This is a genomic window from Nocardioides mangrovicus (assembly GCF_003674065.1).
Classification (GTDB): domain Bacteria; phylum Actinomycetota; class Actinomycetes; order Propionibacteriales; family Nocardioidaceae; genus Marmoricola; species Marmoricola mangrovicus.
Genome location: NZ_RDBE01000001.1, coordinates 825,349 through 848,631, shown reverse-complemented (window position 1 = coordinate 848,631; position 23,283 = coordinate 825,349). Strand labels below are relative to the sequence as shown.

Genomic DNA, 23,283 nt, shown 5'->3' with positions numbered 1-23,283 from the left:
CAGATCGCCCGACAGAGGGTCCGTTCGTCACGGACTACCCCGCCTGGGCACCGCCAAGGCGGCTCAGAGCACGCGGTGCATCCACCCGAACGTGTCGTCGGCCCGGCCGAACTGGATGTCGACCAGCTGCTGGCGCAGGGCCATGGTCAGCTCGCCGGGCTCGCTACGGCCCTCGACGGAGCCGCCGTCCCACTCCAGGCGGCCGACGGGGGTGACGACGGCGGCGGTGCCGCAGGCGAAGACCTCGGTGATCTCCCCCGAGCGGATGCCCTCGCGCCACTCCTCGATGGAGAACTTCCGCTCCTCCACCGGGTGGCCCAACTTCTGGGCCAGCTCGATGATGGCCGAGCGGGTGATGCCCTCGAGGATGGTGCCAGTCTCGGGGGTGACGATGCGGCCGTCGGCGTAGAGGAAGTACATGTTCATGCCGCCGAGCTCCTCGACGTAGCGGCCCTCGGCGCTGTCGAGGAAGACCACCTGGTCGCAGCCGTGGGCGATGGCCTCCTGCTGGGCCACCAGCGAGCTGGCGTAGTTGCCGCCGGTCTTGGCCGCGCCCATGCCGCCGCGGCCGGCGCGGGTGTACTCCTCGGTCAGCCACAGCGAGAGCGGCTTGATGCCGCCCTTGAAGTACGCCCCGGCGGGCGAGGCGATCACCATGAAGGTCACGTGCTGGGAGGGCCGCACGCCCAGGAACGCCTCGCTGGCGAACATGAAGGGGCGCAGGTACAGCGAGTCCTCACCCAAGGAGGGCACCCAGCGCTCGTCGACCGCGACGAGGCTGTCGACGGCGTGCACGAAGTCCTCGGCCGGCAGCTGCGGCAGCGCCAGCCGGGCCGAGGATCGGACCATCCGCTCGGCGTTCTCGAAGGGCCGGAAGGTCCACACCGAGCCATCGGCGTGGCGGTAGGCCTTCATGCCCTCGAAGATCTCCTGCGCGTAGTGCAGGACGGCGGTCGCGGGGTCCAGCGAGAGCGGGCCGTAGGCGGTGATGCGGGCGTCGTGCCAGCCGTCGCCGGGCGTCCACTCGGTGGTGAGCATGTGGTCGGTGAAGTGCGTGCCGAAGCCCGGGGCGGCCAGCACAGCGGCCAGGTCGGCGTCGCTGCGCGGTGAGGGGTTCGGCGTGGTGGTGATGTCGAGCATGAGGGGCATCCTAGGTGTGAGACGGGCGACAGTGGGGCCTGAGGCCCGCCTCGGCGGAGGGCCTCAGCCGGCTACTCGCTTGGCGATCGCGTCGCCGATCTCGCTGGTGCTGCGGGCGACCTCGGGCGAGCGGTCGGCCATGTCGGCCAGCACCGCCTCCTCGACGCTGCGGGCGGCGGCGTCGAGCCCGAGGTGCTCGAGCAGCAGCGCGGCCGAGAGGATCGCGGCGGTCGGGTCGGCCTTGCCCTGTCCGGCGATGTCGGGCGCGGAGCCGTGCACCGGCTCGAACATCGACGGTGTGGTGCGGTCGGGGTTGACGTTGCCGCTGGCGGCCAGGCCGATGCCGCCGGTGACGGCGGCGGCCAGGTCGGTGACGATGTCACCGAAGAGGTTGTCGGTGACGATCACGTCGAACTGCTGCGGCCGCGTGACCAGGTGGATCATCGTGGCGTCGACGTGCATGTAGTCGACCTCGACGTCGGGGAACTCCTGGGCCACCTGCTGTGTCAGCCGCCACCACACGGCGCCGGCGTGCACCAGCACGTTGGTCTTGTGGACCAGGGTCAGCTTCTTGCGCCGCTTCTGCGCGCGGGCGAAGGCGTCGCGCACGACCCGCTCCACGCCGAAGGCGGTGTTGAGCGAGACCTCGGTGGCCACCTCCTGCGGCGTGCCGCCGCGCAGGGTGCCGCCGTTGCCGGTGTAGGGGCCCTCGGTGCCCTCGCGGACGACGACGAAGTCGAACTCGGGGTCGCCGGCCAGTGGCGTGGCCACGCCGGGCCACGTGCGCGAGGGGCGCAGGTTCACGTAGTGGTCGAGCTCGAAGCGCAGCTTGAGGAGCAGGCCGCGCTCGAGGATGCCCGGCGGCAGGTTCGGGTCGCCGGGACGCCCGCCGACCGCGCCGAGCAGGATCGCGTCGTGGCCGCGGATCTCCTCGAGCAGCGAGTCCGGCAGCACCTCGCCGGTGCGCAGGTACCGCTCCGCCCCGAGGTCGTACGTGGTCGGCTCGAAGGCGTCCGCGGCAGGGGTCGCCTGCGTGAGGACCTTGAGCGCTTCGGTGGTGACCTCGGGGCCGATCCCGTCACCTGGGATGACGGCGAGCGTGTGCGGCATGCGCGCGAACCTACTCCGCTGCTAGTTGTCGTCGGGGCGCTGGCCCCCGTGGTCGCGCAGGTCGAGCGCGGCCTGGACGGCGTTGGCGCTGCGCGGGCTGTCGGGGTCGTTCTTGGCCGGTCCCCAGTCGGGGTACATCTCATACATCGGACCTGCTCCTTGCTGGTGGCGGTGGTGGCCGTCGTCAGAGGCGGCGGTGGGGATCGCCCACGCGCTCGACCTCGACGGCCGGGAAGGGTCCGCCGGAAGGAGCCGGTGCCAGATCGTGGAGCGCGTGCTGCCCGCGGCGGAGAGGCGACGGGCCGGGGAACGCACGAACTCCGCGGCGAGGTGGCCTGTCTTAGAAGGCCTCGCCGCGGCGCACGATAAGTACGAACACGCTCCGCATGATGGAAAGGACGGTACGCCGCCGCGGCCGGGTGCGCACCGGATTCGCGGTGCGTGTCTCGCCGGCTGAGACACTCGTCTCACCGGAGGCTGTGCGGCGCAGACTGCTCTGATGAGCGCCCGACCCGACCTTCCCGACGTCGTCGCGCGCGCCTTCGACCTTTCCCGCCGCGCTGGCTACGTCTCCTTCTGCCGCAACGAGACCGGCCGGCTGCTGGCCGCGCTGGCCGCCACCCGCAGCGGCACGCTGGCCGAGTTCGGCACCGGCTGCGGGGTGGGCACCGCCTGGCTGCGCTCCGGTGTCCCCGACGACGCCCGCATCCTCACCGCCGAGCTCGACCCCGATCTGGCCGGCGCCGCGGCCGAGATCTTCGCCGACGACCATCAGGTCGAGGTCGTGGCGGCCGACTGGTCGACGTTGAAGGAGCACGCGCCGTTCTCGCTGCTCTTCCTCGACGCCGACGCCCCCGACCAGGCCAACGTGCACGCCGTCGCCGACCTGGTCGAGCCCGGCGGCATCGTGGTGCTCGACGACGTCGACCCGTGCGAGTCCTGGCCCCCGGTCACCCAGGGCCGCGTCGACGGCCTGCGCGAGGAGTGGCTCCTCGACGACCGCTTCACCTCCGCGGAGGTCATGGTGGCCTCCGACGCCTCGGTGCTCATCGCCACCAAGCGGTAGGCGGGATAGTCAGAGACGACATGGCTGCCGATCGGTCCGATCGGCAGCCATGTCGTCTCTGACTATCCCGCTTCGCTCAGTGGGCGGGCCCGGCCAGGTCGTCCTCCTCGGGCACCACGACCTCGTCGATCATGCGTTGGATGGTCTCCGTCGGTAGCGCCACCGCGATGGCCCAGTAGTAGATGACCAGGCTGAAGGCGGCGGTCACGATGATCGAGGTCCACAGCCCCATCACGTGCTGGGCGGGCGAACCGCCGAAGGTGGAGAAGTACGTGATCACGCCGATGCCGATGAGGTAGACCGGCAGCCAGCCCGCGGCGCGGGTGTTGAGGTGCGCGGGGTCCATCTCGCGGTTGAAGATCAACAAGATGCCGATGACGATCAGGATCCCCAGCTTCCAGGCCGTCTCCCAGCCCGACCAGAGGATGATCAGCGAGGAGACGATGAAGGCCAGCGGCGACCAGAACTCACCCAGCGGCAGCCGGTAGGGACGCTCGTAGTCGGGCAGCCGCTTGCGGAAGGCGCCGAAGGAGAGCGGTGCGCCGGCGTACATCAGCACCGAGGCGCTGGTGATGAGGCCGACCAGCGACTGCCAGCTCGGGAAGGGCAGGAAGCACACGCAGCCGGCCACGAAGGACACCAGGACGCCCACCCACGGCACCTTCGAGGCGGTGAGCTTGCCGAAGACCGAGTGGAAGTAGTCGTTGCGGGCCAGGCCGTAGGAGACGCGCGAGCCGGCGGCGTAGTAGATCAGGCCCGTGCCCAGCGGCGAGACGATGGCGTCGATGTAGAGGATCGTGGCCAGCCAGCCCAGGCTGATCAGCGCCGCGATCTCGGCCCAGGGGCCGGAGAAGGCACTGAAGAGGTGCTGGATCGCGGGGTTGGCCTTGCCGGCGATCTCGGCCGGCAGACAGCCCGAGACGTTGTCGGGGTTGCCGTCGCACCAGTGCTTGCCGATGGCGCTGGAGGGCAGCGCGATGAGGAACATCAGCTGCAGCAGGATGTAGATGATCAGGCCCAGGATGATCGAGCCGATGACGGCCAGCGGGATGTCGCGCTTGGGGTTCTTGGACTCACCGGCCAGCTGGTCGGCCTGCTCGAAGCCGAGGTAGGCGAAGATGATGCCGCTCACCGGGATGGCCAGCAGGATGCCCTTGAGGCCGTAGGGGTTGAAGCCGTCGGCGGCGTGGAAGTTGCTCCAGTGCAGGCCGGCGTTGCCCGCGCCCAGCAGGCCCGCGACCGCGACGACCAGGATCGTGCCCAGCGGGACGCCGACCTTCCACCAGGTGACCGCGCTGTTGGTGTTGGCCAGCGCCTTGACGCCCAGGTAGTTCACCGCGGCCAGCAGCGCCATCAAGATGACGGCGACGATCAGGCCGCTGTGGGTCAGCGTCTCGTTCGGGTTGAGCCAGCCTTGCGCGAACTTGTAGTGCGTCGCGTAGAGGATGGCCGCGGAGACCTCGATCGGCGCGACGGTGACCGCCTGCAGCCAGGAGAACCAGCCGAACCCGGCACCCGCGATGCCGCCGAAGGCGTAGTGCGGGAAGCGGGCCGAGCCGCCCGAGAGCGGGAACATCGCACCCAGCTCGGCGTGCACGAGCGCCAGGATCAAGATGCAGACGCCGCCGATGACCCAGGAGATCATCACCGCCGGACCGGCGTTGTAGAGGCCCTTCTGGGCACCGAACAGCCAGCCGGAGCCGATGATCGAGCCCATCGAGGCCCACAGCAGTCCGATCAGGCCGATCTCGCGCGCGAGCGAGGCACCGCTCTTGCCCTGCTTGTTCTCCGGCGCCGCCGGCGTCTGTGTCGCCATGAAGCCCTCCCACGTGCTCACCGGCCCGACCCGACGCCGGAGCCGAGAGCACGCTAGACCCGCGAGACCACCCTGCGGAAGATGAACCGCGCATGCACAGGGAACGAAATCAGGCGGTCACACGTTGGACATCGCCGCGCTAGCGGGACAGGTACGTCTGGGCCGCAGAGGCCAGCGCCGTGGCGTAGCGCCGCTGGCCCGCCGCCGACCTCATCACCCGGGCGTCGCCGGCGTTGCGCATGTTGCCCAGCTCGACCATCACCGTGGGCATGTCGGACCAGTTGAGCGTGCCCAGGTCGCCGCGCACCGACAGGGCCGTACCGGCGCCGATGTAGGTCGAGCGGACGAAGCCGGCCCGCTGCAGCGCGGCGCGGGTGTCGAGCGCGTACGGCATCGACTCGGCCTTCTTGGCGGTCGCGACGATGACGTGGAAGCCGTGGTTGCCGGCCGCGGAACCGTCGCCGTGGATGCTGAGCTTGAGGTCGGCGTCGCTGGTGCGACCGCGGTAGCCCCGGTCGCCGATCTTGCCGCGCACGTCGACGCAAGGACCCCACTTCGCGCGGCTGTTGCTGTGCCGGGTCATGATCACGGTCGCGCCGAGCGCACGGAGCCGGTCGCGGACGCCGACGGCGACCTTCCAGGCGAAGGTGGCCTCGGGATAGCCGGCGTTGGTGGCGGTGCCGGTGGTGTTGCACGGCTTGTCGAAGCCCCCCGCGTCGACGGGTGCGTTGATCTGCCGCGGGAAGCGGGCGTTGCCGAGCTGGTGGCCCGGGTCGATGACGACGGTGCGGCCGGCCAGCGGCCCCGACGAGGAGGCAGTCGAAGAGGCGGCGGGCGCGCTGACCAGGGTCGTGGCCGGGGCCCCGACGTGCAGCGCGGCCAGCGCCGCGGCGCCGAGGGACAGCCCGAGACGAGTGAGGAGCACGGGGTCGAGGGTAGGCGGGATCGGGGGGTGGTGGGTGGGTTTCGGGGGGTTTCGAGGGTTCCCCGGTTTCACCGGCCGGCGGGTGAAACCGGGGCACGAACCGGGACAAGACCGCCACCAACTGCCTGGTTTCCTACACCCGCCGCCCGTTTTCTACCGGTGTGAGGGCGACGGTGAACGACGGCAGCAGCAGCTGGACCAGCGGGCCGATGACCACGGCGTAGAGCACGGTCCCGACGCCGAAGGTGCCGCCGAGCAGCCAGCCGAGGACGACCACGACCACCTCCAGCGAGGTGCGCACCAGCCGGATCGAGAGCCCGGTGCGACGGTGCAGGCCGGTCATCAGGCCGTCGCGGGCGCCCGGACCGAACTGCGAGCCGATGTACATCGCGGTGGCCAGCGCGTTGAGCGCGAGGCCGAGCAGCATCATGGCGACCCGCAGGCCCAGGCCGTGCGGCTCGGAGAACAGCGCCAGCCCGAGGTTGACCACGACGCCGATCACCAGCGCGTTGAGCACCGTGCCGAGCCCGGGGATCTCGCGCAGCGGGACCCACAGCAGCAGCACCACCGCGCTGACGGCGATGACCACCTCGCCGAAGTTCAGCGGCAGGTGGCCGGCCAGGCCCTGGTGCAGCACGTCCCAGGGCATGTTGCCCAGGCCCGATCGCACCATCAGCGCCATGCCGACGCCGTAGAGGACGAGGCCGACCAGCAGCTGGGGCAGCCGGCGCCCGAGGCGGCCGGCGCGAAGCTGGGCCAGGGGCCCCAGGCGGGCCAGCTGGCGGGCCGGCTGGTGGGAGGGGGCGAACGCCATGGCTTCATCGAAGCCGCAACTGGCCTGGTCCGACATAGCCAGTTGCGGTTGACTGGCCTGCATGTCTCGCGTCATCGCCGCTCGCAGCGTCGCCCGGCTGCTCGACGACTTCGACCGCTCGCCCGCCTACAAGGGACTGGCCGAGGCGCTACGCGTGCTCATCACCGACGGCCGCCTGCCGCTGGGGGCCCGGCTGCCCAGCGAGCGGGAGCTCACTGCGGCGCTCGACGTCAGCCGGACGACGGTGGCCCGCGCGTACGCCGAGCTGCGCGACCACGGCTACCTGGTCTCGCGGCAGGGCTCGGGCAGCGTGGCCGCCCTGCCCGACTCCGCGGGGCATCGCACCGATCACCTGCTCACCCCCAGCGACACCCGAGCGGACACGATCGACCTGACCTGCGCCGCCCCGCTCCCCGGCCCCGGCCTGCTCGCGGCCTACGAGCGCGCCACGGCCGCGCTGCCGCCGTACCTGGCCGGCACCGGCTACCACCCCTCGGGGCTGCCGGTGCTGCGCGAGGCCGTGGCCGCGACGTACGACGCCCGCGGCCTGCCCACCTCGCCCGATCAGGTGCTGGTGGTGCCGGGCGCGCTGGCCGGCGTGGCCGTGGCCGTGCAGGCCCTGGTCTCCCCCGGCGACCGGGTGGTGCTGGAGAGTCCCACCTACCCCAACGCCATCGCCGCCCTCGGGCACGCCGGCGCCCGGCTGGCCGGCGTCGGCGTGCACCGCGACGAGGACGCCGCCGACCTGGTGACGGCCATCCGCCAGGTCGCACCCCGGGCGGCCTACCTCATCCCCGACTTCCACAACCCCACCGCGCGGCTGATGGGCGACGCCGACCGCGAGCGGGTGGCACGTGCGCTGCGCCGGACGCGGACCACGGCCGTCGTCGACGAGTCGATGGTCGCGCTCGGCCTCGACGACGAGCCGCTGCCGGCGCCGTTCGCGACGTACTCCCCCGGCTCGGTGAGCGTGGGCAGCGTGAGCAAGGCGTTCTGGGGCGGGATCCGGATCGGCTGGGTGCGCGCCCCCGAGCACCTGGTCGACACGCTCTTCCGCGCGCGCCTCGCGCTCGACCTCGGCAGCTCGCCGCTGGAGCAGCTGGTGGCTGCCGACCTGCTGACCCACGGCGCGGACCTGCTCGAGCACCGTCGCCGGCAGTTGCGGGCCTCCCGCGACGCGGCGCGCGCCGCGATCGTGCGCCACCTGCCGCAGTGGCGCGTCGGCCTTCCCGGCGGCGGGCTGTCGCTGTGGTGCGAGCTGCCGGCGGCGCTCTCATCCGCACTGGTGCCGGTCGCGGCCCGCCACGGCGTGCTGCTCGCCGCCGGCCCGGCCTTCGCCCCCGAGGGCGGCCTGGACCGGTTCGTGCGGCTGCCGTTCGCGCTGCCGGCCGACGTGCTGGTCGACGCCGTCGAACGGATCGCCGCGGCCTGGCAGGAGACGCAGTCCAGCCCCGGCTCGATCGGGCGCGGACCGCGCACACCGATGGTCGCCTGAGGGTTTCAGCCGCCGTTCACGTCCGGTTCGCCCGGCGCGCGTCGGGTCGGCGTTGGGTCGGGCCATGCAACCGTCTCGGAGAACCGTCCTGCGCTCCGGCCTCGTCGCCGCCGGCGCCACCGCCAGCCTCACCGTCCCGCAGCTGCGGGCCACCGCCGCGGCCGTCACGCCGCGCACCGACCCCTTCGCCCTCGGCGTCGCCAGCGGCGACCCCGACCCCACCAGCGTCGTGCTGTGGACCCGCCTCGCGGTCGACCCCGACGCCGAGGACGGCCAGGGCGGCATGCCGGGCCGCACCTACCCGCTGGAGTGGGAGGTGGCCGAGGACGTCCGCTTCCGCCGGGTGGTGCGCCGGGGCCTGGCCCTGGCGAGCCCGGCGTACGCCCACGCGGTGCACGTGGAGGCGCGGGGCCTGCGCCCGGGGCGGGAGTACTACTACCGGTTCCGCACCGGTCGCCACGTCTCCCCGACCGGCCGCACGCTGACCGCGCCCGCCCCCTTCGGGCGCACCGGCTCGCTGGCGATGGCCTTCGTCTCGTGCTCGCAGTACGAGCACGGCTGGTTCACCGCCTACCGGCGGCTGGCCGAGGACCACCCCGACCTGGTGCTGCACCTGGGCGACTACCAGTACGAGTACAAGGCCGGCGACTACGTGGCCGCCTCGGGCAACGTCCGTGACCACGACGGCCCGGAGACCGTGACGCTGCCCAACTACCGGCAGCGCTACTCCCAGTACCACGCCGACCTCGACCTGCAGGCCGCCCACCACGCGGCGCCGTGGCTGGTGGTCTTCGACGACCACGAGGTCGACAACAACTGGGCCGACGAGACGCCCGAGCACCCCGAGGACGCCCCCGGCTTCCCGGCCCGGCGCGCCGCCGCCTTCCGCGCGTACTACGAGAACATGCCGCTGCGGCCGCGCTCGGTGCCCCGCGGACCGGACATCCAGGTGTACCGCCGCCTGCAGTGGGGTCGGCTGGCCACCTTCCACATGCTCGACACCCGCCAGTTCCGCGACGACCAGGCCTGCGGCGACGGCTACGACGACTGCCCCGACGCCGACCTTCCGCAGCGCTCGCTGCCCGGTGCCGAGGAGGAGGCCTGGCTGGCCGACGGCTTCCGCCGCAGCCGCGCCCGGTGGGACGTCATCGGCCAGCAGGTGTTCTACGGCAAGCGCGACAGCACCGCGACCCCGGACAACACCGTCTCGATGGACGCCTGGGACGGCTACCGCCCCTCCCGGCAGCGGGTGACCGACTCGTGGGTCAAGGCCGGCGTCCGCAACCCGGTGGTGCTCACCGGCGACGTGCACGCCCACTGGGCCTCCGACGTCTACGCCTGCTTCGACGCCACCGCCGACCGCGACGTCGACCAGAGCATCGTCGGCGCCGAGTTCATCGCCTCCTCGATCACCTCGGGCGGCGACGGCTACGACGAGCCCACCGGCCAGCACCCCTGGGCGGCGTGGAACCCGAACCTGAACTTCTGGACGAACCTGCGCGGCTACGTCAACACCACCATCACCCCCGAGCACTTCACCGCGGACTTCCGCTGCGTGCCCAAGGTGAGCGTGAAGGACCAGCCGGCGTTCACCCGCGCCAGCTTCGTCGTCGACGACGGCGTCCGCGGCATGCGGCAGACGGCGAGCAACCCGCTGCTCCAGGCCGCCACCCTCGCCCCCCGCACCGACGCCCAGAAGATCCGGGACACGATCGCGGCCGAGACCGCCTGAGCCCGGCTCGCGATTCCCCGCACAGGCGGGGAATCACGGAGCTCCTGAGGTCAGGTCGACCCCGCTGACGTCCCCGGCCCCAATGGCCTCGGCGATGCGGTCCAAGACGTCGGCGGGGACGGCGGAGTCGACGCTCATCGCCACCAGGGCCCGGCCGCCGCGCTGGTCGCGGGCGACCTGCATGCCGGCGATGTTCACCCCGGCCTCGCCGAGCAGGACGCCGATGGCGCCGACCTTGCCCGGGCGGTCCTCGTACTCGAGGAAGGCGAGGTGGTCGGTGGGCTCCAGGTCGACGTCGAAGCCGTTGACCTCGACCAGCCGCTCGCGCTGGGCCAGGCCGACCAGCGTGCCGGCCACGGACACCCGGCGGCCGTCGGGCAGCGTGCCGCGCAGCGTCACCAGGTTGCGGTGGTCCGGGCTCTCGGACTCGGTCAGCAGCCGCACGGCCGTGCCGCGCTCGGCGGCCAGCAGCGGGGCGTTGACGTAGGAGACCGGCTCGCCGACGACGTCGGCGAAGGCGCCCTTGAGCGCCGCGAGCTCGAGCACCGTGACGTCGTGCTCAGTGATCTCGCCGCGGACCTCGACGTCGAGCTGCTGCACCGCTCCCCCGGCCAGCGCCGTGAACACCCGGCCCAGCCGCTCGGTCAGTCCGATGCCCGGACGCACCTCCTCAGCAATGGGGCCGCCCTGCACGTTGACGGCGTCGGGCACCAGGTCCCCGGCCAGCGCCTGGCGCACCGACCGGGCCGCCGCCAGGCCGGCCTTCTCCTGGGCCTCGTGCGTGGTGGCGCCCAGGTGCGGCGTGGCCACGACGTTGTCCAGACCCAGTAGCGGGCTGTCGGTGCACGGCTCGGTCTCATAGACGTCGAGACCGGCGGCCGCGACGCGACCCGAGCGCAGCGCCTCGTACAGCGCGGTCTCGTCGACGATGCCGCCGCGGGCGACGTTGACGAGCACCAGGTGCGGGCGGGCCAGCGCCAGCTCGGCGGCGCCGATCATGGCCTCGGTCTCGGGGGTGCGGGGCAGGTGGACGCTGACGACGTCGGCGGTGGCCATCAGCTCCTCCAGCGGCAGCAGCCGCACGCCGAGCTGCGCGGCGCGGCCGGCCTGCACGAACGGGTCGTGGGCCACGACCCGCATCCCGAAGGCGGCCAGCCGCTGGGCCACCAGCACCCCGACCCGGCCCAGCCCGAGCACGCCCACGGTCTTGCCGTACAGCTCGATGCCGGTGAACGGCGCGCGCTCCCACTGCCCGGCGCGCAGCCGCGCGTGGGCGGGGCTGATGTGGCGGGCTGCCGCCAGGAGCAGCCCGATCGCGAGCTCGGCCGCGCTCACCACGTTCGCGGCCGGGGCGTTTACCACCATGACGCCCTGCTGGGTGGCGGCCCGGACGTCGACGCCCGCCAGGCTAATGCCGGCCCGCGCCACCACCCGCAGCAGCGGAGCGGCGGCCAGCGCCTCGGCGTCGATGCGGGTCGAGCCCCGGACGATCACCGCCGCCGCCGCCGGCAGCGCGCCGAGGAGGGCCGCACGGTCGGTGCCGTCGCAGTGGCGTACCTCCACCTCCTCGCCCAGCGCCTCGACGGTGCTGGGCGCCAGCGGCTCGGTCAGCAGGACCACCGGACGCCCGGACGATGAGGTCGAGGTCACGGGCCGAGTATCCCGTGTTCGCCGGACAACAGCCTGTCGCAAATGGGACGATTTGCACCGTTAGTCGGTTGACACGGGGGTCGTATGAACCGCACGAGGCGTTTCCTCGGGCTACTCGCCTGCTGGGTGGGCCTCCTCGGCCTGTCCGCGACCGGCGTCGTGATCGCCGGCCCCTCGAGCGCCCAGGCCGCCACCGGTTCTGCGACCAGCTCGACGACGAGCTCGGGGACCTCGACGGGGACCGGTGCCGTCACGAGCGTGATGGTCACCTTCGCCGCACCCCACCCGCACCGGCTGCGCGCGCTGGCCCAGCGCCGCGGGATCGACCGGCGCGAGCGCGCCGCCCGCGTCGCGCGACTGCTGCCGAGCCCCGCGGTGCGTCGGCACGCCGCTCGCTCGCTGCGCGCGCGGGGCTTCACGATCACCCAGCAGACGCCGTGGAGCCTCACCGCCACCGCATCAGCCGCCGCCGTCCGCGACGCCTTCGGCGCTCGACCCACCTCTCCCACAGCCTCCTACGCCACCACTCCGGCGTTCCTGGGCGACGGCGTCGACGCGGTGCTGCCGAGCAGCGCCGCCGCCGGCGAGGTGATGCCGCTCAACACGGTGCTCAGCGGCTCCGACTTCCGCAGCGCCTACTCCGGCGGCACCAGCTCCGGTCAGTCGCTGACGGGCCAGTCGGCCTCCTCGCGCACCATCGCCACCCTGCAGTTCTCCAGCTACAACACCTCCGACATCACCAACTACGCCACGGCGAACGGGCTGGCGCAGCCGAACCTGACCCGCGTGGACGTCGGCACCACCAACACCGACACCTCCGGCTCCGTCGAGGTGGCCCTGGACCAGGAGTCGATCCTGTCCACCGCGCCCACGGCGAAGCAGCGGGTCTACGTCGCCACCAACAGCTCCGACAACTGGGTGCCGCTGCTCAACCGGATCCGCACCGACGCCGCCAGCGACACCTCGATCGTGGCGCTCTCGATCTCCTGGGGGATGTGCGAGACCGGATCGAGGGGCACCGTCAACAGCGCGTTCGCCACGAACATCGACAACGCGCTGGCCTCGCTCAGCGCCGCCGGAGTGACGATCTTCGCGGCCTCGGGCGACAGCGGGCTCTACTGCCCCACCACCGGCGGCACCTCCGTGACGCTGCCCGCGTCCTCGCCCAACGTGGTCGCCGTCGGTGGCACGACGCTGACCCGCACGGGCAGCAACTGGCTGGACAGCACGTGGTCGTGCGCCAGCGCGCAGACCTGCCTGAGCAACGGCGGGGCGGGCGGCGGTCAGTCGGTCCTGTTCGCCCGGCCCACCTGGCAGACCAACACCCTGTCGGGGAGCTACGCCGCCGGGTCCAACCGGCTGGTCCCCGACATCTCGGCGATCGGCGACCCGAGCACCGGCTTCCGCGTGCTGAACCAGGGCGCCTGGGGCACCTACGGCGGCACCAGCCTCTCCGCGCCGGTCGCGGCCTCCCTGTTCACCGACGCCCTGGCCGAGTCGTCGATCTCGAGCAGCACACGCCCCGGCGACATCCACCAGGCGCTCTACGGCTCCTACCAGACCAGTCGCTCCAGCGTGTTCCGCGACGTCACCAGCGGCCAGATCGGCGCCGCCGCCGACAGCTCGCTGCCCACCTGCGCCGGCGACGGCTACGACGTCGCCAGCGGCCTCGGCGCCGTGCAGTGGCCCGCCCTCATTGCCCGGCTCGGCCAGACCACCACGGACGCCCCGGTGGCCACGGCGGCGACCTCCTGCCCCGTGGCCGCCACGACCACCAGCACCACCACGACGTCCACGCCGGGCCCGACGGCGCACGTCACCGTGACGGTGGGCCGCCACCGGGGTCATCGCGCCCGCGTCTTCGCGTCGTGGTCGACGGTGGCCCGCTCCACGCTGGGCCTGGCCACCACGCGGGTGGTCGTCACCGACCTGACCAGCCACCGGGTGCTGCTGCGCACCTCCGGCCAGACCGGCGTCCGCTCGGTGCTGGCGCGGGTCGGGCACCGGCTGCGGGTCGTCGTCACCCCGCGCGACGTCGCCGGAAAGGGCACCAGCGTCTCGACCACCCGCCGGGTCAGGTAGTCGCCGCGACCAGCCGGGCCACCTCGTCCGGCGCCCAGGTCTCCATGCCCTCCCAGCCCAGCAGGTACGACGCGACGTCGTCGTCGGCAAGCCCGTGCACGGCCCGCAGGCCGCGGGTGAGCGTCGCCAGGTAGGCGCCCGCGGGTGCGTTGCGGGGCAGGTGCTCGGGATCGTCGCAGGTGAAGGTGAGCACCGGCGAGCCGTCGATCTCGCCGACCAGGTGCACGGTCTCGTAGCGCCCGGGCCCGTAGGCGTGGGAGCGCGTCGCGAGCACCTGGTCCAGCTGAAGCAGCGTCCCGGGCTCGCGGTGCATCTCCTGGGCGGCGACGTCGGAGAACTGCTCGGAGGTGAGCAGGTAGGCCGTCGCGAGCACGGTGCTGGTGCTGGCGCTGGTGCTGGTGCCGGTGGCGTCGAAGAAGGAGATGCCGCCGCCCCACGTCGGCGACTCCCATCCGAAGACCATCTCGCCGTGCAGCTCCACCGGCCGGGTCCGGCGTGGCGGGGTGCTGTCCCGGGCTCCCGGGACCGCGCGCCGCGCGCCGGGCGGACGTCCCCCGCCGAGGTAGAAGCCGAAGCGTGCGGGGTCGAGGTTGGAGCCGTATCCGGCGTACCAGACCAGATCGGTGTCGGGGGTGCTCACGCGGGATAGTGTGCAGTCGTGGACTGGTGGGGTTGGCTGATCGTCATCGTCGTGGTGCTCGCGCTGCTGGTCGGCGGCCTGCTCCTGGTGCAGGCGCGGCGTCGCCGAGGCGACGTCATCGCCGGACCTCGGAAGTAGCCGGGCGTGACACGCCTGATGCGGACCTCGGAAGTTGCGAAGCTTCCGGTGGTCACCTTCGCCGGCGACGACATCGCCCAGGTCAAGGACGTCGTGTACGCCGCCGACGGCGGTGCGGTGGCGGGCTTCACGCTCGCCGGACGCGGCCTGCTCGCCGGCCCGCTCAAGCAGGGCCTGCTCTGGCAGCGGGTGCACGCGCTGGGGGCCGACGCGGTGATGATCCGCGACGACCAGGCCCTCTCCGGCGTCGACGAGGTGGTGGCCGCTGCGGCCTCGGCCGACGGCCAGGGTCGTTCGGGCGGCGGCAAGGTGCTCGGCTCGCGGGTGCTCACCGACTCCGGTGTCGACCTGGGCGAGGTGGTCGACGTCGTCATCGAGGTCGGCCGGCCCTCGGGACCCGACGACGCCTCCGACGAGCCGTGCGACGTGGTGGGCTACGAGATCGCCGCGTCGGAGTCGCTGGCCGCACGCCGCTCCAACGCCGCCAAGGGCACCAAGCTGCTGGTGCCGCTGCCCGACCAGCTCGCCGTGTCCGGGGAGCACCTGATGGTCCCGGCGGGCGCCGAGGGCTTCGTCACCGACGACCTCGCCGGCTTCGGCGCCTCGGTGGCGGAGTTCCGCGCGCAGCTGGCCTCGGAGCGCACCACGCCGGCCACCATCGCGCCGCCAGCCCCGACGCCTGCCCCGACGACCGCACCGACGACCGCAGTTCCCCCCACCGACCAGCCTGCCGACCGGCCCACCGAGGGAGAGCTGCCGACATGAGGTGGACCGACGTCAAGGGCTCGAAGCTGGTCAGCACCACCACCGCCGACACCGTCGGCAAGGTCAACGGCTTCCTGCTCGACCCGGCCTCGCGCCGGCTCGTGGCGCTGCAGTTCAAGAAGACCCCGCAGGGCAAGTACGCCCGCTGGGGCGACCTGGCCGGCGTCGGCGGCGACGCCGTCACCATCGCCGAGACCGACAAGATCACCGACGCCGACGACCAGCTCTCCGGCTTCGTCGGCAAGGACCACGAAGTGCTCAAGAAGCGCGTGCTCTCCACCGAGGGCGACGAGCTGGGCAAGGTCCGCGACATCGAGTTCGACCCCGACACCGGAACCCTGCAGGCGCTGGTGGTCGACGGCAACGAGGTGCACGCCTCCCGCCTGGTCGGCGTCGGCTCCTGGGCCGTCGTCGTCGAGACCGACTGAGACCGACTGACGCAAGCGTCCAGCACGCGCGTCTAGTAGACGGTGTGCGAACCGCGCAGCCAGGCGATCACCGCGGCGACCCGACGGTTGGTCTGCGGCTGCGCCACGAGCCCGAGCTTGGCGAAGATCGCCGCGGTGTAGGCCTCGACGGTCCGCACTGTCAGCGACAGCTGCTCGGCGATGCTGGCGTTCGACCTGCCCTCGGCCATGAGGTGCAGCACCGTCCGCTCGCGCGCGGTGAGCTGCGCCAGGTCGTCGCGTCGGGGCGGCTGGCCGAGCAGGGTGGCCACCACGTCCGGGTCGACGACGCACTCCCCCGCCGCGATCCGCTGCAGCGCGTCCAGCAGCGCGCCCACGTCGGTCACGCGGTCCTTGAGCAGGTACCCGATGGCGGTCTCGGAGATGGCCAGCACGGCGGCGGCGTAGGTCGACTCGGCGTAGGTCGAGAGGATGAGGATGCCCACGCCCGGGAAGCGGTCGCGGATCTCGGCCGCCGCCCGGATGCCCTCGTCGGTCTCGGTCGGCGGCATCCGGATGTCCATCAGCACCAGGTCGGGGCGAAGCTCGGGCAACAGGTCGATCAGGTCGTCCGCGCGGTCGCACTCGGCCACCACGCCGACTCCCGCGGCCTCGAGCTGGAGCACCAGGCCGTCGCGGAAGAGCCGGCTGTTCTCGGCGATCGCTACTCGTAGGGCAGGCGAGCCACCAGGCACGTCCCTGCTCCTTCGACCGAATCGACGCTGATCGTCCCGCCCATCGCGGCGACGCGGTCGCGCAGACCGAGCAGCCCGGACCCACCGTGGACGTTGGCGCCCCCGCGCCCGGCATCGCGGACCGTCACCGTCAGCACGTGCTCGTCGCTGTCGACCAGGACCTCGGCGCGAAGGCTCCCGGCGTGCTTGACCACGTTGTTGAGGCCCTCGCAGATGACGAAGTAGGCCGTCGCCTCGACGGCCAGGGGCCATCGTCGGCCCGGGACGGAGCTGGTGATCGCCACCGGGAGCCGCTCGGCCGCGCTCTGCACCGCCGCGGCCAGACCGCTTTGGGTGAGCACCGCCGGGAGCACGCCGCGCGCCAGGTCGCGCACGTCGGCGATGGCGCCCTGCACGTGCTCCGCGGCGGCCTTCGCGAGGTCCCTGGTCTGCTCATCGGGCGCGGAGTGCACCACCCGGTCGATGCTCATCCCGAGGGCGAGCAGACGCTGCTGCACCCCGTCGTGCAGGTCGCGCTCGAGCCGCTTGCGCTCGGCCAGCTCGGCCTCGGCCAGCCGCGTGCGCGAGCGGCGCAGCATCTCCGTCGCCGCCGCGTTCTGCAGGGCGAGCCGTACCGCGGCCACGCTGGCCTGCACCAGCTGGCCGTGCCGTGCGACCGAGGCGTCGGTCACGATGATCGCCAGCGGCGAGCCGTCCTCGGCGTCCACCGGCACGACCATCCGGCCGGGGCCCGGTGCCGGCTGCTGCGCCTGGCCGCCTGCGGTGCGGAACAGCTCCTCCTCGGCCGCCCACAGGTGCAGCGCGAGACCGGGGTCGGAGAGCGTCGTGGCCAGCGCCGCCTCGATCTGCGTCGGGCTGCTGGAAGAGCGCACCTCGAGCAGCAGGTCCCCCACGGCACTGCGCGCGGCCCGCATCCGCGACGCCGCGAAGACGAACCCGGCCGGCACCGCGAGCAGTCCGACCTGCTCGGCGACGAGCACGCCGAGGCCGACCTGGGTCTGGCCGCTGAACACCGAGACCACGTGGGCCGCGATGGCCAGCGTGGCCCCCAGCGACGCCGCCACCACCGGAGCCAGCTCGTGACGGGAGAGCCCTCGGGAACGGGTGATCCGCCAGGCCATCAGGCCCACGAACCAGCATGCGAGCACCAGCAGGTAGGCGTTGCCGAACCGCAGGCCGGCCTCGGCCGCGGCGCCGGGCAGCGGCAGCGCCGGCCACCAGCCCAGCCGCAGCCGCTGCGGCGGGACGCTCACCGTGAGCCGGGTCGCCACCAGGACGACCAGGGCCGCGCCGGCCCACCGGCGACCTCGCGGCGACAGCGTCGGTCCCGGGAAGCGCACCAGGACCACGGCCACCACCACGGCCGCCGCGGGTCCGGCCACCCAGCCCAGCATCGGGAAGGGCGAGTGGGGCACCAGGTGCAGGTGCTCGACGGCGAGCAGCGCCCCGACCACCCACAGCAGCAGGGCGTTGCCACGCTGCGTGTCGTCCTCGACCAGCAGCGCTCCCGCGACGGCCAGCGACGCGATCAGCGCGCCCTCCATCAGGCCGATCACCGGGTGGAGGACGTCTCGCGGTTCGGCCAGCACCGTCAGCGACGACAGCCCTATGGCACAGGCCGGCAGCCAGGCGGGCAACCAGGCGGGCCGCGCCAGCGGCCCGAGCACCCGTCGCGCGGGCGGGACCGCGACCTCCACGACGCGCACGCTAGTGCGCGTCGGGCGTCGAGACCACGCCTCGCCGCAGAACCGGCCCTCTCGTCTAGATCCCCGTGCCAGCACGGTGTCCGCGCCGACGCGCTCGACGCAGACTCGGGCAGCGCGGCGACAAGACCGGCTCGGCACGTCGCCCTCCCGGGGGGTGAGGACGACGCCGGCGCCTGCTGGCACGAAGCGGAGGCTGGAATGGGGCTGCTCGGGAGGTCGCTGACCAGACGCCGGGTGGCGGCGGAGTCGGCGCGCGACCACGTCGTCGCCGACTCCGCCCTCGAGCGCAGTCTGCTCAGCGCGGCCCGGGTACGGGCGGCCATGCTGAGGCTCGAGGGCGACGGCACGCCGGCGCTCTCCCTGGGACGGAGCGGCCAGCTGCTGTACCGGCGCCTGACCGACGCGACATGGCGCATCACCGCAGCGACGAGCATCGGCGAGGGCCGTTCCGCCGAGGACTGGACGCTGGAGATCGCACGATCCGACCACCACCGCGCCACCGTCTCCACGCCGACCTACGCCGCGATCAAGGGTGCGCTGGCGAACCCGGGCGGCTACGACGCGATCCGGTCGAACCTGCTGACCGCCTTCACCAGAGCCGAGCCCGACCCCGCGCCGGAGGAGGCCCTCTGCGACCGCTCGCTGGCCGCGGCGCAGGTCCGCGGGGTGTGGTGCCACCGGCTCGAGGCCGGCCCGGTGCGCATCGAGCTGCACGGCACGACCCAGGCCCAGGTGGCCGACGCCCTGGCCCAGATCGGCCTCCCGCTCGATCGGCCGACCCCGTCGGACTTCACCTGGCGTACCGGGCTGGGTCACCGCTTCCTGGGGCTGCGGCTGAGCACCGTTCCCGCCGGCGTGGTGCTGGCCGGCGACTCGTCGCTCCCCCACGACCCCGACCACTACGGCGTGGCCGCCCTGGAGGCCGCCATGGCCACGTGGCGCGAGCGGGCCGGTCTCTTCCTGGGCGAGCTCGACCCGGACGTCGAGCTGCCGTGGCTGGGCATCGCATGAGGGGACCGTCGCGGTCGCTGCTCGCCCCCCTGGTCGTGGCGGCACCCACCACGCCCGGGGGGCGCCCGACCATGGGCAACGCCCTCATCGCCGCGGCCGCCGCCGTCCCCCCGACCTACGAGCCCGCCAGGTACCGGCGTCCGGGGCTCATCTCGTCGTGGCGCGACGACGGCTACCGCACCTACCTGGTGCACACGGCGACCGGCGAGCAGGCCGGCGCCTTCCAGGTGCTGTGCGGCTTCTACGTCAAGCCCGGACCGCTGGCCCACCGGGCCGGCGCGCAGCCGGTGGAGCACTGGTGCGTCGGCCTTCGCGTCTTCGCCGCCGATCCGTTCGGGTCCTTCGGCGAGGGGATCTCGCGGGTGGGCGTGCTGGAGACCGTGCGCGTGCGCATCGGGGCGCACGGCTTCGAGGGCGCCGTCGAACTGGCCCTGCTGCGGCACACCTGGCTGGCCACGCTGCGCAGCGCCCACCCGGAGCTGGTGGTCCACGGCGGGCAGGACCGGTGGGAGGACGCCTGGGTCCGGCCGCTGCACCAGATCACGATCACCCGCTAGCGCGCCTCGAGGTGGTCGGGGACCTCGAGGCGCGCCGGGTGGACGAGCACCTCAGCTGCGCGCCGAGGTGCCTTCGACGTAGTCGTCGTCGTGGCTCTTGACCCACGCCATCAGCTTGCGCAGCTCACGACCGGTGGCCTCGATCGGGTGGGCCTCGGACTTCTTGCGGAACTCGGCGAACTCGGGCCCGCCGGCGTCCTGGTCGTCGATGAAGCGCTGGGCGAACGTACCGTTCTGGATGTCGGCGAGCACGTCCTGCATGTTCTGCTTGACCCGCTCGTCGATGACGCGGGGGCCGGACACGTAGTCGCCGTACTCGGCGGTGTCGGAGACCGACCAGCGCTGCTTGGCGATGCCGCCCTCGTACATCAGGTCGACGATCAGCTTGAGCTCGTGCAGGCACTCGAAGTAGGCCACCTCGGGCTGGTAGCCGGCCTCGGTGAGGGTCTCGAAGCCGTACTGCACCAGCTGCGAGGCGCCGCCGCACAGCACCGCCTGCTCGCCGAACAGGTCGGTCTCGGTCTCCTCGGTGAAGGTGGTGCGGATGCCGCCGGCGCGCAGGCCGCCGATGGCCTTGGCGTAGGAGAGCGCCAGGTCCCAGGCCTTGCCGGAGGCGTCCTGCTCGACCGCGACCAGCACCGGCACGCCTCGGCCCTCGGAGAACTCCCGGCGCACCAGGTGGCCGGGGCCCTTCGGCGCGACCATGCACACATCGACGCCGGCGGGCGGCTTGATGTAGTCGAAGCGGATGTTGAAGCCGTGCCCGAAGAACAGGGCGTCGCCCTCGACCAGGTTGGGCTCGATCGCCTCGGCGTAGAGCTTGCGCTGGGCCGGGTCGGGGGCCAGCACGACGATCAGGTCGGCCTCCTCGCAGGCCTCGGCGGGCTCCAGGACGCGCAGCCCCTCGGCCTCGGCCTTGGCGCGGCTCTTCGAGCCGGCGGGCAGTCCGACGCGGACGTCGACGCCGGAGTCGCGCAGCGACAGCGCGTGAGCGTGGCCCTGGCTGCCGTAGCCCAGGACCGCCACGTGGCGGCCCTGGATCACGCTCAGGTCGGCGTCGTCGTCGTAGAACATCTCGGCCACGGTGTGTGGACTCCTTCTGGTTGGTGGATCGGTCGGTTCAGGTCAGTCGGCCAACGCGATGGGCGCGGGCCGCAGGGTGCGTTCGGTGATCGAGCGCGAGCCGCGGCCCACCGCGACCATGCCGCTCTGGACGAGCTCGCGGATGCCGAAGGTCTCCACCACCCGCAAGAAGTCCTGCAGCTTGTCGTGGTTGCCGGTCACCTCGATGGTGATCGCGTCGACGGCGACGTCGACGACCTTCGCCCGGAACAGCTGCACGGCATCGAGCACCTGGCCGCGGGTGGCGGTGTCGGCGCGGACCTTGACCAGCAGCAGCTCGCGCTCGACGGCCTCGCGGGGCTCGAGCTCGACGATCTTGATGACCTCGACCAGCTTGTTGAGCTGCTTGGTCACCTGCTCGAGCGGGGAGTCCTCCACCTCGACCCGGATGGTCATGCGGGAGATCTCCGGGTGCTCGGTCGGACCGACCGCCAGCGAGGTGATGTTGTAGCCGCGGCGGCTGAAGAGACCGGCGATGCGGGCGAGCACGCCGGGCTTGTCCTCCACGAGCACGGACAGGGTGTGGGACTCGGCCATGTCAGAGGTCGTCCTCGTCGAAGTCGGGAGCCAGGTCGCGGGCGTACTTGATGTCGTCGTTGGAGGTGCCGGCGGCGACCATCGGCCACACCATGGCGTCGCGGTGCACGCGGAAGTCGACGACCACGGGCACGTCGTCGATCTCCATGGCCTTCTCGATGGTCGCGTCGACCTGCTCCGGCGTCTCGCAGGAGAGCCCCACGGCGCCGTAAGCGTCGGCGAGCTTGACGAAGTCCGGGATGCGCTTGGACTGCAGGTCGGTGTTGGAGTACCGCCCCTCGTAGAACAGCGTCTGCCACTGCCGGACCATGCCCAGCGACTCGTTGTTGATGACGGCGACCTTGATCGGGATGCCCTCGAGGGTGCAGGTGGCCAGCTCCTGGTTGGTCATCTGGAAGCAGCCGTCGCCGTCGATGGCCCACACGGTCGTGTCCGGGCAGGCGACCTTGGCCCCCATCGCGGCCGGCACGCCGAAGCCCATGGTGCCGGCGCCGCCGGAGTTGATCCACGTGCGGGGGTTCTCGTAGGTGATGAAGTGCGAGGCCCACATCTGGTGCTGGCCGACGCCGGAGGCGTAGACGGCCTCGGGGCCGGCGATGGCACCGAGCCGTTCGATGACGTACTGCGGCGCGAGGCCCTCGGCCGGGGTGTCGTAGCCCAGCGGGTAGCGCTGCTTCACGCCGGCGAGGAAGCCCACCCAGGCCTCGAAGTCGCCGGTGTCGCCGTGGTCCTCGAGCGCCTGCAGCGCCACGATGAGGTCGGCGATGACCTCGCGGGCGTCGCCCACGATCGGCACGTCGGCCCGGCGGTTCTTGCCGATCTCGGCGGGGTCGATGTCGGCGTGGACGACCTTGGCGTTCGGCGCAAAGGAGTCGAGGTTGCCGGTCACACGGTCGTCGAAGCGCGCGCCCAGGCTGATGATGAGGTCGCTCTTCTGCAGCGCGGCCACGGCGGCCACCGTGCCGTGCATGCCGGGCATGCCGAGGTTCTGCGGGTGGCTGTCGGGGAACGCCCCGCGGGCCATCAGCGTGGTGACCACCGGCATGCCGGTCTTCTCGGCCAGCACCCGCAGCTCGCGGCTGGCGCCGGAGCGGATGACGCCGCCGCCGACGTAGAGCACGGGCTTGCGCGACCCGGTGATCAGCTTGGCCGCCTCGCGGATCTGCTTGGCGTGCGGCTTGGTGACGGGTCGGTAGCCGGGCAGGTGGAGCTGGGTGGGCCAGGCGAAGGTGGTCTGCGCCTGCAGAGCGGACTTCGCGACGTCGACGAGCACCGGGCCGGGGCGGCCTGTGGAGGCGAGGTAGAACGCCTCGGCCACAACCCGCGGGATCTGGTCGGGGTCGGTCACCAGGTAGTTGTGCTTGGTGATCGGCATCGTGATGCCGCGGATGTCGGCCTCCTGAAAGGCGTCCGTGCCGATCATCGACTCCCCGACCTGGCCGGTGACCGCGACCATCGGCACCGAGTCCATGTGCGCGTCGGCGATGGGCGTCACCAAGTTCGTGGCGCCCGGCCCGCTGGTGGCCATGCAGACCCCGACCCGGCCGCTCGCGGCGGCGTAGCCCTGGGCGGCGTGGCCGGCGCCCTGCTCGTGACGCACGAGGATGTGGCGGATCGAGGAGTCGTACAGCGGGTCGTAGGCGGGCAGGATCGCGCCGCCGGGGATGCCGAAGATGGTCTCGGCACCGGCCGCCTCGAGCGACCGGATCAGGCTCTGCGCTCCGGTGACGCGCTCTGCCGCGCCGGGGGCGTCCTGGCTCATCGGATGTCCTTCGTCGGTTCAGGTGACACGGGTTCGGTACGGGGGTCGGGCAACAAAAAACCCTCCGGCCGGAT

21 protein-coding genes are annotated in these 23,283 nt (G+C 72.6%); 8 read left to right on the top strand and 13 right to left on the bottom strand.

Annotated elements, in window-relative coordinates:
• Positions 1–63: 63 nt before the first annotated feature.
• From D9V37_RS04170 to D9V37_RS20855, 3 genes are all read right to left on the bottom strand, one after another.
• Entirely contained in the window at positions 64–1,140 is a 1,077-nt protein-coding gene (locus tag D9V37_RS04170; protein WP_121804801.1) for a branched-chain amino acid aminotransferase, read from the bottom strand.
• 63 nt (positions 1,141–1,203) lie between these two features.
• Positions 1,204–2,250: a 3-isopropylmalate dehydrogenase gene (locus D9V37_RS04165; protein ID WP_121804800.1), complete on the bottom strand. Its 1,047-nt coding sequence runs from the start codon at positions 2,248–2,250 to the stop codon at positions 1,204–1,206.
• 21 nt (positions 2,251–2,271) lie between these two features.
• Positions 2,272–2,397 (bottom strand): hypothetical protein, encoded by a 126-nt coding sequence (locus tag D9V37_RS20855; RefSeq protein WP_269778360.1) that lies wholly within the window; start codon positions 2,395–2,397, stop codon positions 2,272–2,274.
• 352 nt (positions 2,398–2,749) lie between these two features.
• On the opposite strand from D9V37_RS20855, the gene D9V37_RS04160 reads away from it, so the two are divergent.
• Positions 2,750–3,316 carry an O-methyltransferase gene (locus tag D9V37_RS04160; protein WP_121804799.1) on the top strand — a complete coding sequence of 189 codons (567 nt, stop codon included), beginning with the start codon at positions 2,750–2,752 and terminating at the stop codon, positions 3,314–3,316.
• 76 nt (positions 3,317–3,392) lie between these two features.
• Here D9V37_RS04160 and D9V37_RS04155 read toward each other — a convergent pair whose 3' ends face one another.
• The 3 genes from D9V37_RS04155 to yczE all read right to left on the bottom strand — a co-directional run bounded on the left by D9V37_RS04155 (position 3,393) and on the right by yczE (position 6,871).
• Positions 3,393–5,153: an APC family permease gene (locus D9V37_RS04155; RefSeq protein WP_232524724.1), complete on the bottom strand. Its 1,761-nt coding sequence runs from the start codon at positions 5,151–5,153 to the stop codon at positions 3,393–3,395.
• Positions 5,154–5,271: 118 nt separating this feature from the next.
• The gene (locus tag D9V37_RS04150; protein WP_121804798.1) at positions 5,272–6,057 is read right to left on the bottom strand and encodes an N-acetylmuramoyl-L-alanine amidase family protein; all 786 of its coding nucleotides are present in this window, start codon (positions 6,055–6,057) and stop codon (positions 5,272–5,274) included.
• Positions 6,058–6,190: 133 nt separating this feature from the next.
• Positions 6,191–6,871, bottom strand: coding sequence for a membrane protein YczE (gene yczE, locus D9V37_RS04145; RefSeq protein ID WP_121804797.1), 681 nt, complete (start codon positions 6,869–6,871; stop codon positions 6,191–6,193).
• 61 nt (positions 6,872–6,932) lie between these two features.
• On the opposite strand from yczE, the gene yczR reads away from it, so the two are divergent.
• On the top strand, positions 6,933–8,366 hold the full coding sequence (gene yczR, locus D9V37_RS04140) for a MocR-like transcription factor YczR (protein WP_121804796.1): 1,434 nt from the start codon (positions 6,933–6,935) through the stop codon (positions 8,364–8,366).
• Between the two features lie 64 nt (positions 8,367–8,430).
• A complete protein-coding gene (locus D9V37_RS04135; RefSeq protein WP_121804795.1) occupies positions 8,431–10,098 on the top strand; it encodes an alkaline phosphatase D family protein in 1,668 nt (555 codons plus the stop codon).
• A gap of 33 nt (positions 10,099–10,131) precedes the next feature.
• Here D9V37_RS04135 and serA read toward each other — a convergent pair whose 3' ends face one another.
• A complete protein-coding gene (gene serA / locus D9V37_RS04130) occupies positions 10,132–11,748 on the bottom strand; it encodes a phosphoglycerate dehydrogenase (protein WP_198412346.1) in 1,617 nt (538 codons plus the stop codon).
• A gap of 84 nt (positions 11,749–11,832) precedes the next feature.
• Between serA and D9V37_RS04125 the strand changes: the two genes are divergently transcribed.
• Positions 11,833–13,830 carry a S53 family peptidase gene (locus D9V37_RS04125; protein WP_147455861.1) on the top strand — a complete coding sequence of 666 codons (1,998 nt, stop codon included), beginning with the start codon at positions 11,833–11,835 and terminating at the stop codon, positions 13,828–13,830.
• Here D9V37_RS04125 and D9V37_RS04120 read toward each other — a convergent pair.
• Positions 13,823–14,470 carry a histone deacetylase gene (locus D9V37_RS04120; protein WP_121804792.1) on the bottom strand — a complete coding sequence of 216 codons (648 nt, stop codon included), beginning with the start codon at positions 14,468–14,470 and terminating at the stop codon, positions 13,823–13,825. The two genes, D9V37_RS04125 and D9V37_RS04120, sit on opposite strands and share 8 nt — an antisense overlap.
• Before the next feature lie 186 nt (positions 14,471–14,656).
• Here D9V37_RS04120 and D9V37_RS04115 point away from each other — a divergent pair, with 186 nt between their 5' ends.
• Together D9V37_RS04115 and D9V37_RS04110 are read left to right on the top strand one after the other, a co-directional pair.
• Positions 14,657–15,373 carry a PRC-barrel domain-containing protein gene (locus D9V37_RS04115; protein WP_198412345.1) on the top strand — a complete coding sequence of 239 codons (717 nt, stop codon included), beginning with the start codon at positions 14,657–14,659 and terminating at the stop codon, positions 15,371–15,373.
• Positions 15,370–15,801 (top strand): PRC-barrel domain-containing protein, encoded by a 432-nt coding sequence (locus D9V37_RS04110; protein WP_121804791.1) that lies wholly within the window; start codon positions 15,370–15,372, stop codon positions 15,799–15,801. The genes D9V37_RS04115 and D9V37_RS04110 overlap by 4 nt, the downstream gene beginning before the upstream one ends.
• A 32-nt stretch (positions 15,802–15,833) precedes the next feature.
• On the opposite strand, the gene D9V37_RS04105 is transcribed toward D9V37_RS04110, so the two are convergent.
• Positions 15,834–16,514, bottom strand: a complete 681-nt coding sequence (locus tag D9V37_RS04105) for a response regulator transcription factor (protein WP_232524723.1) — start codon at positions 16,512–16,514, stop codon at positions 15,834–15,836.
• Positions 16,484–18,211 (bottom strand): sensor histidine kinase, encoded by a 1,728-nt coding sequence (locus tag D9V37_RS20620; RefSeq protein ID WP_147455860.1) that lies wholly within the window; start codon positions 18,209–18,211, stop codon positions 16,484–16,486. Before D9V37_RS20620 ends, D9V37_RS04105 begins: the two co-directional genes overlap by 31 nt.
• Positions 18,212–18,418: 207 nt before the next feature.
• On the opposite strand from D9V37_RS20620, the gene D9V37_RS04095 reads away from it, so the two are divergent.
• A complete protein-coding gene (locus D9V37_RS04095) occupies positions 18,419–19,231 on the top strand; it encodes a hypothetical protein (protein WP_121804789.1) in 813 nt (270 codons plus the stop codon).
• A complete protein-coding gene (locus D9V37_RS04090) occupies positions 19,228–19,788 on the top strand; it encodes a hypothetical protein (protein ID WP_147455859.1) in 561 nt (186 codons plus the stop codon). The genes D9V37_RS04095 and D9V37_RS04090 overlap by 4 nt, the downstream gene beginning before the upstream one ends.
• A 51-nt stretch (positions 19,789–19,839) precedes the next feature.
• On the opposite strand, the gene ilvC is transcribed toward D9V37_RS04090, so the two are convergent.
• Genes ilvC through D9V37_RS04075 form a run of 3 tightly spaced genes read right to left on the bottom strand, consistent with a single transcriptional unit; the run spans position 19,840 to position 23,209 of the window.
• Positions 19,840–20,871, bottom strand: a complete 1,032-nt coding sequence (gene ilvC, locus D9V37_RS04085; RefSeq protein WP_121804787.1) for a ketol-acid reductoisomerase — start codon at positions 20,869–20,871, stop codon at positions 19,840–19,842.
• A gap of 42 nt (positions 20,872–20,913) precedes the next feature.
• On the bottom strand, positions 20,914–21,447 hold the full coding sequence (gene ilvN / locus D9V37_RS04080) for an acetolactate synthase small subunit (RefSeq protein WP_121804786.1): 534 nt from the start codon (positions 21,445–21,447) through the stop codon (positions 20,914–20,916).
• Position 21,448: 1 nt separating this feature from the next.
• A complete protein-coding gene (locus tag D9V37_RS04075; RefSeq protein WP_121804785.1) occupies positions 21,449–23,209 on the bottom strand; it encodes an acetolactate synthase large subunit in 1,761 nt (586 codons plus the stop codon).
• Positions 23,210–23,283 lie beyond the last annotated feature (74 nt).